Origin of the sequence: Rhodanobacter aciditrophus (assembly GCF_050026795.1) — a bacterium.
In the GTDB taxonomy this organism is placed as follows: domain Bacteria; phylum Pseudomonadota; class Gammaproteobacteria; order Xanthomonadales; family Rhodanobacteraceae; genus Rhodanobacter_A.
In genome coordinates, this window is sequence record NZ_JALBWP010000010.1 from 543,814 (window position 1) to 555,442 (window position 11,629).

An 11,629-nucleotide genomic window follows, 5' to 3' on the forward strand; every position below is an offset into this window, starting at 1 on the left:
TTACCCAACTTCCTCTCCGGCAAGGAGAGGGTTGCAAGCGGCATCAGTCGATGCCGAGTTTCTTGAGCTTGTAGCGCAGCGCCCGGAACGTGATGCCGAGCTTCTTCGCGGCGGCGGTCTTGTTGTAGCGCGATTCCTCCAGCGCCTTCATGATCGCGCCGCGCTCGAGGTTGCTGATGTAGTCGTCCAGCCCGCCGTCGCCGGTGGCGCTCGGCGGGGGCGGTGCGGCCGGGGCGGGCTGGCCTGGGACGGCGTGCGTGGCCTCCGTGCGCGGCATGCGCTGCGGCAGCATCAGGTCGTCGGCGTCGACGCGTTCGCCGTCGCACATCGCGGTGGCGCGCTCGAGGATGTTCTCCAGCTCGCGCACGTTGCCGGGAAAATCGTAGGCTTCCAGCGCCTGGCGAGCCTCGGGCAGCAGCTGGCGCGGGTTGCCGCCGTCCTTGCGTGCCAGGCCCTGCAGTATGAAGTTGGCCAGCAGCGGCACGTCGCCGCGGCGTTCGCGCAGCGGCGGCACGCGCAGCTCGATCACGTTGATGCGGTAGAACAGGTCCTGGCGGAACTGGCCCTGCTCGACCAGCGCGGCGAGGTTCTTGTGCGTGGCGGAGAGGATACGCACGTCCACCGGCACTTCCTCGCGCGCGCCGATCGGGCGCACCGCCTTCTCCTGGATCGCGCGCAGCAGCTTCACCTGCATGTGCAGCGGCAGTTCGGCCACCTCGTCCAGGAACAGCGTGCCGCCGTGGGCGGCCTGGAACAGGCCTTCCTTGTCGGTGTGCGCGCCGGTGAAGCTGCCCTTCCTGTGGCCGAAGAACTCGCTCTCCATCAGCTCGGACGGGATCGCGCCGCAGTTCACCGGCACGAACGGGCCGCCGGCGCGCGGGCCCTGCTCGTGGATCAGCCGCGCCACCAGTTCCTTGCCCACGCCGGATTCGCCGGCGATGTACACCGGCGCCTGGTTGCGCGCGAGCTTGGCGATGGTGGCGCGCACCTGCTGCATCGCCGGCGAGTCGCCGATCAGCCGTTCGCCCGCGTTGCCGGCCTTCGCCGCGGCCTTGCCGGTGCGCCGCTCCTCGGCCAGCCGCAGTGCGGTGCGCACCAGCTGGCGCAGCATCTGGATGTCCACCGGCTTGGAGACGAAGTCGAACGCGCCGGCCTTCAGCGCGTTCACCGCCGCGTCCACGTTGCCGTAGGCGGTGATCATCGCCACCGGCATGTCCGGGTGGTTGGCCGCGATGTGCTCGACGATCTCGTGGCCGTTGCCGTCGGGCAGGCGCATGTCGGTGAAGCACAGGTCGTAGGTCTTGCCGGCCAGCGCCTGGCGCGCCTCGGCGACGGTGCCCACGGCGTCGACCTGCAGGTCCATCCGCCCCAGCGTGATGGTGAGCAGTTCGCGGATGTCGCGCTCGTCGTCGATGACCAGGACGGTCTGCTGGCTCATGGCTTGTGGGGTGGTGGCGGCGTTGCCGGTGAGGATACCCGCCGCGCCGACAGGGGGCAAAGCGCGGGAGCCCGCGCCCGGCAGGCCGGCCAGTGCCGGTGGAGGACGGCGATGGCGACGGAGCCGTCGTGCCGCGCATCTGCTCGACCGCTGCCTGTGGCGAGCGGGGGCCGACCGGCGGCGGGGCGGGGCGCGGGAGGCGCCGATGGCGCAGGGGATCTCCCCGCGCCGCGCCGATGGAATTCACCGGGTCGCAGCCGGCTGGCTGACGGGCTTGCCGCTGCCGCCGCCGAGCAACTGGTGCAGCTTCAGGTACACGCCGTTGGTCCAGCCGAAGCCGACCACGTTCTGCGTGTAGCCGGCGGTGATCCGCACGTCGGCGTCGCCGCGCGCCATGTTGTATTTCTCGCGGATCGTGCCGTCGCTGGCGTAGCTGCGGTCCACGGTGGCCATGAACTTGCCGGCGAGGCGGTGTGCGTCGTCGTGGAAGCCGTAGGCGTCGAGGCCCGCGATGGCCAGCCAGTTCGTGGGCGCCCAGCCATAGGGTGCGTCCCACTGCGCACCGGTGGCGCGCGTGCTCATGGCGAGGCCGCCGCGCCGCTCGAACAGCGCCAGCTTGCCACGCAGCGCCTGCGCCTGCGCGGTGGAAGCGGCGCCGGCCCACAGCGGATAGAACGCGGTGAGGTAGGGATCGTCCGAGGGTTTGCCCGCCACGAAGTCGTAGTCCATGTACATGCCCTGCGCGGGCTGCCACAGGTATTTGTCCATGGCTGCCTTGCGCGCCGCGGCGATCCGCGCCCAGCGTGCGGCGTCGGCGGTCCTGCCGAGTTCGACGGCGAAATCGTGCAGGTCGCGTTCGTAGCGGTAGAGCAGGCTGTTCAGTCCCACCGGCGCGTAGTGGTGGGTGAGGCCGGCGTACGGGCCGAAGTGGAAGTTCACGTCGAAGCCGGACTCGCGCATCGCGCGGTCCCCGAGGTAGTAGTCGGCCGTCAGGCGGTAGCCGTCCACCCAGGCGTCGGCGCACACCTGCGACGCGGCGACGTTGCAGCTCGCGGTCTCCAGCCGTGCCGCCTCGGCGTCGTCGGGATGCTGCGGCGCCTTGACCAGGTAGCCGGGGTCCTGCGCGCGATGCGCCAGCAGCCAGCGGATCACGCCCTGGTAGTAGGTGGCGTCGCGCGCTTCCAGCACCGGGCCGTGGCCGTAGTCGAAGTAGCGCGCGAGGCCGGTGTCGCCGGCGCGGTGTCCGGGGCGCATCCACACGTCGTGGTTGCGCACGGCGAGCGGGTAGGCCTGCGCCAGCCAGGCGCGCCTCGCGGCGTCGTCATGGAAGCCGGCCGGGTCGTCGAGCAGGGCGCGCATCATCGCGCCGAGGAACGGCGGCTGCGAGCGGCTCAGGTAGTAGCTGCGGTTGGCGTTGAGCACGCCGCCGTAGTGCGCCGCCTCGAACAGCGCGTTGTCCACCATGTCGCGCGCGAGCGCTTCGCGGTGGTCGGCGATGAGGCCCAGTTCGATGAAATAGCTGTCCCAGCCGTACATCTCGTTGAAGAAGCCGCCGGGCACCACGTAGGGGTGCGGCAGGTAGAGCAGGCCCTGCACCGGCAGCTTCGCGGCGTCCACGTCGCCGATCTGCCGGATCACGCGCGGCAGCCGCCGCACTTCCACGTGACAGGCCTTCGCCATGCGCGGCAGATCGGCGGGCATCGGCAGCCGCTGCGGCAGATAGACCGCCAGTTGCCTGTCGCCCGGTCCCTTGCCGAAGGCGGAGCAGTCGTCCATCCGGCGCGTGAGCGTGGGCCACGCGCGGTGGATGTAGTCCAGCGTTTTCGCGGCATCGGGCGTGGCGGCGGCCGCGGGTGTGGACAGCAATGCGAGCAGGGCGGTGGCGAGGCACGAACGGAGTTTCATGGGTGTGCTCCCGGCGGGACGTGACGGGGAATGCGCGATACGGCGCGTGGAGGCGTGCGCGCCGGCTTCATGCCTGTGGCACCGCATCGAAGGCCACGGTGAGCCGCGCCTGCGCGCTGCGGAACGGCACCGTGCCGTGCCAGAGGTAGGAGGGGAACAGCACCAGTTCGCCGGGCGCGGGGCGCACCGCGTGCTGCGCGTGCAACGGCGGCACGGTGACGATGCCGGGCTCGCCGAAGGCGAGGCAGCCGTCCGGCGTGGCGGCCCCGGCGATGCCGTCGGGCAGGTCGATGTAGCAGGCCGAGGAGATCCAGCCGCGCGGATGCACGTGGCTGGTGTGGTAGCCCGCGCTGCGTAGCCGCACCGACCAGCTGCCGTTGTAGCGGTAGTCGCCGCGGTTGCGCCGGCGCAGCGGATCGTCGCCGTGGCCGATGTGTGCGAGGTAGTCGCGGATCGGCGCGTCGAACGCCTTGAACAGCGCCTGGATCACCGGGTCGGCGTAACGCGCCAGGTCCCCGGTGGTCTCGGTGCCGTGGCGCAGCGACTGGAACAGCAGCGGATGGCCCTGCGGGTCGTGCAGGCGTTCCAGGCTGCGCTTGAGGTCGGCGAGGAAGCCGGCGAGATCGGCCCAGCCCGGCGGCGCCTGCAGGCGGAACCGCCGCACCAGGTGCGCGTAGTCGCAATACGCGTCGTGGCGCGCGTCGCCGAGCAGCCGCCATGCGGTGGTCTGCAGCGCGATCAGGTACTGGTCGTCGGGTGCGCCGGCGAGCAGGACATCGCAGTGCGCGAGCGCGCCGCGGGCGTCGCCGGTGCCGAGCAGGGCCGCGGCCAGCAGGCTGCGCGCGGCCGTGCTGGCGGGCGAAAGACGCAGCGCACGTCCTGCCAGCGTGAGCGCAGTGGCCGGATCGAACTCGAGGGCGGAGAGCCCCGCGCGCACCAGCAGCGCCGGCGCGACATGTGTGCGAGCGGCGGCTTCGGCAAGGCAGGCGTAGGCGCCGCGCGCGTCGCCCGCGCCCTGCAGGATGGCGGCCCTGGCGGCGAGCAGCGCGGTGTCGCCGGGGAACTGGCGCAGCGCGGCGTCGAGCGTGGCTGTGGTCTCGGCGAGGTCGCCGCTGCGCATCCAGACCAGCCGGGCAAGATGGTCGTGCGCCTCGGCATGGCGGGGCTCCAGCCGCAGGCCGTCGCGCAGGTCCGCCTCGGCGCGCGCGAACTCGCCCAGCGCGACCAGGCTGCGCGCGCGGGTGAAACGAGCAGCGGCGTCCGGAGTGCCGAGCGCGATGGCTCGCGCGGCGGTGCTTTCGGCTTCGGCGTGCCGGCCGGCCGCGCCGAGCGCGATCGCCAGTGCCTGCGCGGCGGCCGGATCGTCCGGTGCGGCTTCCGCCGCGCGGCGGTAGCGCGCGACGGCCTCGTCGTGACGGCCCAGCGCTGCCAGCGCCGCCACGTGCTGCGTGGCCAGCTCGGCGCTGACGGCATTGCCGGCGGCGCACAACGGTGCGAGCAGGACGAGCGCGTCGGCCGGACGCTGGTTGTCGTTGCAGTGGCGCGCCAGGCGCAGGGCGGCCTGCGGCAGTTTCGTGGCCGCCCGCCGCAGCAGCGGCTCGGCTTCCGCATCGCGGCCGGCGTTGAGCAGCAGCTCGCCCAGCGTGGCGAGGGTAGGCGCCCAGCCCGGGTCGAGCGCCAGCGCCCGGCGCAGCAATGCCTCCGCACCTTCGGCATCGCCGAAGTGCTGGCGCAGGCCGCCGAGCAGGCGCAGCGCCTCGGCGCAATCCGGGTGTTCCGCCACGGCGGCCTGCAGCAGCTCGTGGGCGTGGCGCAGGTCGCCGGCCTGCAGCAGTGCGCCGGCCCGGCGCATGGATTCAAGCAGCGCAGCTGAAGGCGTGGCCATGGGATGCTTTCCGGCCCGTCAGTCCTGCGCGGGCATCTGCCCGTCGTTCCGGCACAGGGACATGCGCATTATCCGGAACTCCTCACAGCGCTCGTTGCACCAGCTTCGCCTTGCCCGCGGCGTCGCGTTCGATGCTGATGTCGTAGCGCTTGCCGCGGAAGCTCACGCCCTTGAGCGTAAGCGACTTCCACGCAGGCGGCAGCACCGGCGCGTAGGCGGGGTCGAGACCCTTGCCGTCGATGCGCAGGCCGGTGAGACCGTAGACCAGGCTCTGGATGTAGCCGGCCGAGGTGGCGAGGATGTAGCCGGCGTTGTTGGCCACGGTCTCGGTGCGCACGTTGAACGGCGGCTTGAGGAAGCCCACCAGGTTGCGCTGCAGCCAGTCGCCGGCGGCCTTGCCGTCGCCGAGCTCCGCCTCGCCCACGGCGAGCATCACCATCATCATCTCGTTCGGATCGTCGCCGTGCGTCTTCAGTTCGTGCAGCTGGAAGTCGAAGTCGTTGCGGCGCACCTGCGGCGACATCGACAGGTCCAGGTTGGGATACATCAGCCAGGCCAGCGAGGAGCCCATCCAGGTGATCTTGTCGTGCGGCACCGAGGGATCGAAGTCGTAGTGGCGTTGCGCGGCGGCGTCGAACGGGATGTACATCCTGTCGGCGATGCGCGACCACTGCGGGTCGGGTGCGGTGCCGATCTGCCTGGCCGCCTTGACGGCGATGCGCAGCGCCTTCTGCGCGGCGGCGTTGGTGAACGCGTCGTTGGGCACGTCGTCGTAGGCCTCGTCGGGCGAAGTGACGTGCAGGATCTCGTAGCGGTCGTGCGCCTTGTCGTACGTGACGCGGCTCGTCCAGAACTCGGCCACGCCCTTGATCACCGGCCAGCCGTACCGCTTCAGCCAGTCCCGGTCGCCGCTGGCGAGCCAGTACTGCCACTGCGCGATGGCGACGTCGGCGTTGACGTGGATCTCGCGGTACACGCCGTAGGCGAAATGCGGCGTGTTGTCCACGCCGGTCTGCGGATCGGACTCCCACGGATACATCAGGCCCTTCGCGCCGTACTGCCTGGCCCGCTCCCGCGCGGGCTGCATGGTGCGGTGACGGAACATCACGATGGGCTTGGCGCGTTCGGGATGCAGCAGCAGCAGCGCGGGGAACACCCACGAGTCGCTGTCCCAGAACGCGTGGCCGGCGTAGTTCGGGGTGAGCGCGCAGGCGCCCATCGGCCAGGCGGTGCCCACGGTGGTGTTCGACAGCAGGTAGTACAGGTCTGAGTGCACGGCCTTCTGCACCGCGGGATCGCCGTCGACCACGATGTCGGATTGCCACAGCGCGTGCCAGGCGTCGCGATGGCGCGCGAGCAGCCTGTCGAAGCCGTCGATGCGCGCCTGCGTGGCGAGCGCGAGGTCGGCCTTGGCGTCGCCGCCCCAGCCTTCGCGCGAGACGGCGACGTACTTGGTGAACGCGTAGCGCCTGCCTTGTTCGACGTGCACCACGAGGTCGAGCGACAGCTTGTACGGGCCTTTCGTCACCGTCGCGCTCTTCACCGCGATGCCGGCCGGCAACTGCAGCGCGGCGGCTTCGGCCATCGCCAGGCCCTGTTCGGCGCGGCCGTCCAGCCACAGCGTCAGCGTCTTCGCGTCGCCGTCGTCCGACAGCACCCGGGTGTAGCCGGGGTACCACACCGCCGCACGGTCCGGCGTGGGCACGGGCTTGTTGTCCAGGTTCTGCCCGCTGGCGATCACCGCGGCGATCATCTGGTCGCCGCTCATGCTGCCGATCGGGAAGCGCGGCTGGTGTTCCGACCACAGCCGGATCGGGAAGCTGAGCGCGACGTCGCCGCTGAACTTCGGGGTGATGGTGAAGCGGATCGCGGCGAGGTGCGGATCGGCCTGGCTGACGAAGCTCTGCACCTCCACGCCGGTGGACTTGTTCGCGTAGTCGAAGCGGTAGCGCGTGGTGAGCGTGGCATCGTGCATGTCCAGCGTCTGCGCGTAGCCCGCGAAGATCTTCGCGTCCAGACGCGTCGAATTGAGCCAGCCGCCGCCCGGGTTGTAGTCGACCTCGTTCCAGCCGGGGATCGCCGCGGGGCGCGAGATGTCGCCCTTGGCGTAGTCCATGAACGCGACCATGTAGCTGCGGTCGGGCTCGGTGCCGCGCGGCGAGGTCATCACCGAGAAATGGCCGTTCGCCAGGTAGCCGGGGAAATAGCTGCCGAAGTTTTCGCTGGTGCCGGTCAGCAGGAAGCTGGGGTCGGTGGCGGCCACGGCGGGGATCGCGAACAGCGCCGCGGCGGCAAGGCAGGCGAGGCGGACGAGACGGGCTTTCATGCGTGCTCCGGCAGGGGCGTGGATCGGCGGGCGTGCGGTGGTGGAGCGGTTCATTTGGCGACCAGGCCGATGGCGACCCGGCCGGCCGGGTTCGTGCGGTCCGTCTGGCGCTTGAAGAAGAACAGCGCCAGCAGCACCAGGCTCATCGGCAGCAGCGAAAAGTAGAACGCGTCGATGCCGTTGTAGCGGGCGAACACGATCGCGGTGATGCGCGAGCCAAGCGTGCCGCCCAGCGCGGAGAAGATCACGATCAGCCCGGTCATCGCCGCGTGCGCGGGCTTGGGCAGGGAGCTCAGCACCACGGAGTTGATCACCGGATAGATCGGCGCCATCAGCAGGCCCACCAGCGGGAACAGGTAGGCCGCGACGGGGGCGTCGCCCCAGCTGATGTGCGCGCTCGGCACGATGTCGCGCGCCAGCGGCAGGCTCACGGCCACGATCGCCGCCATGCCGACCACGCAGATGTTGAGCAGGGTGTACCAGTGCAGCCGCCGCAGCGCCTGGCCGGCGGCGAGGCGCCCCAGCGCGATCGCGCCGGGCAGGATGCTGGCCAGCTGGATGCTCATCGCGTTCGGCAGCTTGAGGATCTCGTTGTTGAAGGTCGGCAGCCAGGTGGAGAAGCTCTGCTCGATCAGCACGTAGAGGAAGGCCGAGATCAGGAACACGTAGACCAGCGGCCGCACGAACAGCTGCAGCATCTCGACCAGCGAGCCGGCCATCGTCGAGGTGTGCACGTTGCGCGCCGCCGACTCGTCCATGCGCGAGCTGGCGAGCAGCGCGATCACTGCCACGCACAGCGCGGCCAGCAGCCAGTACACGTCGAGCCACACCAGGTCGGCGGGCGCGGCGTGGTTGATGAAGGCGCTGAACAGCCAGTTGCCGGCCAGCACGCCGAGCATGAAGGTGCCTTCGATCGTCGAGGTCAGGCGGCCGTGCGCCGCGCGGTCGCTGGTGAGCAGGCCGATCGACGAATACACGCCGACCTTGGCCAGCGCGAAGGAGATGCCGACGCAGGTGAAAAGCACTTCGGTGGTGCGGAAGCCGGGGAACAGCGGCATCAGCACGCAGGCGCCGCCGAGCAGCGCCAGCGCCAGGATCATCGCGCGCCGGTAGCCGATCAGCGGCAGGAAGGAGGCCACGCCGAAGGAGACCACGGCGATGGTGAGGTCCTTGAACAGTTCGAGCAGGCTGGCCTCGGTCTTGCCGACGCCGAAGCTGGCCATGGATTGCAGGATCACGGTGCCCACGCTGTTGAGCAGGATCGCGAAGACCACGTAGGTCAGCGCGAGCGCGGCGATCATGCGGAAACGGTTCATGCGCACCTCGGGCGGGTGGGCCAGGCGGAAAAAGGCGGCCCGAACCGCCATCGCGCGATCCGGGCCGCTACGCGGGGCAACAGTCTAGGGCCTGGGCGGCGGAGGCATTCGGGGCAGGACGCTACGCGACGGCGAAGCCGGTCGGTGGTCGTCGCGCAGCCCGCATTTTCCGCCGCCCAGGGCGCCTGGTTCAGAACTGGTACTTCACCTGCAGGTTGTACTCGTGGCCCTCCAGCGGACGTGCCAGGATCACCCCCGATGCGCCGGCCGCCGAACCCGCGATGCGCGAGTTCGATTCGGTCAGCCCCAGCGTGTCGGTCACGTTGGAGCCGACCAGGGTGAACAGCCAGTGCGGGCCGTAGTTGTACTGCGCGCCCACGCTGAAGTCGGTGTAGGTGCCGAGTTGCTGCAGCGCGAGCTGGTCCTGGGTGTGGTTGCCCACGTACTCCATGGTCACCCACAGGCGCAGGTCGCCGTAGGCGGTGGGCAGGCGCAGGGCCGGCGTCAGGCGCATCTGGAACTTCGGCTGGCGCTGCAGCTGCTTGCCCTGGTAGGTGCCGACAAACTGGCCGGTGGGGTTGCCCGGCGTCGGCAGGCCGTAGAACACCGCGTCGCCCTTGAAGTGCGAGTAGTGGCCCTCCAGCCAGTTGCCGACCGCGGTCACCGAGAAGATCTGGTCCGGCGTGTTCGCCCTCAGGATGAAGTTGACGCCCTTGGAGTCCGAACCGTAGGTGGACTTGCTGCCGAACGGCACGCCCAGCAGCGAGGGCTGGTAGCTCAGGCCGTCGAACTGGCGGTGGTAGTACGAGATGTCGGCGCTGAACACCGGGAGCTGGTACTTCCAGCCCACCTCGAAGTTCTGCACCTTCAGCACCGGCAAGGTATCGCCGGTGACGCTGCCGCGCAGGTCGTCGAAGCTGTTGAAGTGCACGCCCTTGTTGGCACGGGCGTAGACGGCCATGTCGTCCTGGATCTTGTAGGTGGCGCCGGCCGTCCACGAGGTGTGGGTCTTGTCGTAGCTGGTGCGTGCGTAGGTGCCGTTGCACATCGCCACGGCATTGTCGTACAGCGTGTTCGGGTTGCCGTCGATGTTGACGTTCGACAGGTTGCACACGGTGTTGCGGGCGTTCTCGTTCTCCAGCCGCGCCGAAGCGTCGAACAGCCACTGGCCGAGCTTCCACGAGTCGGACAGGTAGAACGCCTTGTTGGTGGCCGAGCCGTTCTCGGTGATGTTGTAGCCGCCGTTGTAGATCAGGCCCTGGCCGTTGGTGACGTAGTAGGTCTGGCCGTTCTGCACGTAGCTCACCGCGATCGGCGTGGCGTTCGGCGTGTTGCCCATCAGCATCGGGTTGCCGAGCGACCAGCGGTCGTTGTCGGTGTAGTGCGCCAGGTACAGGCCGGCGGTCAGCGTGTTGCCCTCGAACAGCTCCTTGCTGATGCGGAAGTCGTTGACCGCGCTCTTCAGGTTCTTGTGGATATGCCACCAGCCCTGGCTGATCACGTCCGTGTTCGGGTCGGTGACGATGCCGGAACCGTTGGTGTAGCTGGCGGTATAGACGGCGCCGGCAGGAACGTTGCCGTCCGGATAGGTGCCGCCGGAGTTCTCCCAGCTGCTCAGCGTCTGCGGGTTGGAGCCGGAGAACAGCGCGTTGGTGTCCATGTTGCCGCCGTCGACCAGGAACTTGTCGCTGACGGTCCAGCCGTTGCCGAAGTCCCAGTCGAAGTTCGCGCCGAAGAAGCCGAGCTGGGCGCCGCGGCCGTCGGCGAGGTTCGCGCTGGTGCCGCCGCCCGGATAGCTCTCCAGGTAGACGTGCTGCATCGCGCGGCTGTAGTAGGTGTCGGTCTGCGGGTCGAAGCCCGGGTAGGCGGTGAACTGGCCGGAGCCGGTCTGGATCAGCGGGATCGGCGTGATGAACTGGTTCTTGTCGTCCAGCCCTCGCGCCCAGAACACCAGCGAGCCGTTGTCCCAGTCCTTGGTCAGCGTGGCGGTGAGCTGGCCGCCCTTGTCGGAGGGGAACTGCGGATTGCGCACGCCGTCGGAGTCGCGATAGAAGCCGCCCACGCTGCCGTACCAGCCGCCCTTGCCGATCGGGAAGCCGTAGAAGCCGTCGACGCGACGGAGGTTCTCGGTGCCGTAGGTGACGCCGATGCTGCCCGACGGCGTGTCGGTGCCCTGCTTGAGGATGTAGTTGGAGGTGAGTCCGATCTGGCCGTCGCCGAACACCACCGACGGGCCGCCCTGCAGGATTTCCACGTGGTCGATGGTGTCGTCGAGGCGGAACATCGAGCTCTGCTCGAAGAACGACAGCGAGGGCATGCCGTACAGCGGCGTGCCCATGATCTGGTTGGTGTAGAACGGCGCGTCGCCGCCGCCCGGGAAGCCGGCGATCTCGATGTTCGCGCCGGTCTGGCCGCCGGTGGACTCGGGCCACACGCCGGGCGAGATCTTCAGCAGGTCGGCCGCGCTGCGCGGGTTGTCCTGCTGGATCTGCGCGGCGGAGGCGGTGGTGATCGAGTAGCTGGCGTCGATCTTGCGCACGCCCACGGTGCTGGCCGAACCGGTGACGACGACGGTTTCCAGCGACTGGACCTTCTTCGTCTGGTCGCCGGTTTTCTTCGCGGTGGTGGTTGCCGGCGTGCCGGCGGTGGCCTGGCCGTTGTCCTGCGCCAGTGCGGCGCCGGAGGCCAGGGCGGCCGCGATCGCCGCGGACAGTGTCAAGCTTGTGAATAGCCGAGCGCTCATCTTCTGACTCCCCATC

The 11,629-nt window shown here is 69.7% G+C and carries 6 protein-coding genes; all 6 read right to left on the reverse strand.

Annotation, left to right across the window (positions count from 1 at the left end; all coding sequences use genetic code 11):
- Positions 1 to 43: 43 nt before the first annotated feature.
- The gene (locus tag ACQGNW_RS07270; RefSeq protein WP_426662466.1) at positions 44 to 1,438 is read right to left on the reverse strand and encodes a sigma-54-dependent transcriptional regulator; all 1,395 of its coding nucleotides are present in this window, start codon (positions 1,436 to 1,438) and stop codon (positions 44 to 46) included.
- A 243-nt stretch (positions 1,439 to 1,681) separates the two neighbouring features.
- Positions 1,682 to 3,343 (reverse strand): trehalase family glycosidase, encoded by a 1,662-nt coding sequence (locus ACQGNW_RS07275; protein ID WP_426662467.1) that lies wholly within the window; start codon positions 3,341 to 3,343, stop codon positions 1,682 to 1,684.
- Positions 3,344 to 3,410: 67 nt separating this feature from the next.
- The gene (locus tag ACQGNW_RS07280) at positions 3,411 to 5,228 is read right to left on the reverse strand and encodes a tetratricopeptide repeat protein (RefSeq protein WP_426662468.1); all 1,818 of its coding nucleotides are present in this window, start codon (positions 5,226 to 5,228) and stop codon (positions 3,411 to 3,413) included.
- 82 nt (positions 5,229 to 5,310) lie between these two features.
- The gene (locus tag ACQGNW_RS07285; RefSeq protein WP_426662469.1) at positions 5,311 to 7,554 is read right to left on the reverse strand and encodes a glycosyl hydrolase family 95 catalytic domain-containing protein; all 2,244 of its coding nucleotides are present in this window, start codon (positions 7,552 to 7,554) and stop codon (positions 5,311 to 5,313) included.
- 50 nt (positions 7,555 to 7,604) lie between these two features.
- Entirely contained in the window at positions 7,605 to 8,870 is a 1,266-nt protein-coding gene (locus tag ACQGNW_RS07290) for an MFS transporter (protein ID WP_426662470.1), read from the reverse strand.
- 190 nt (positions 8,871 to 9,060) lie between these two features.
- Complete coding sequence (locus tag ACQGNW_RS07295) at positions 9,061 to 11,589, reverse strand: TonB-dependent receptor (protein ID WP_426662471.1); 2,529 nt, start codon at positions 11,587 to 11,589, stop codon at positions 9,061 to 9,063.
- Positions 11,590 to 11,629: the final 40 nt, after the last annotated feature.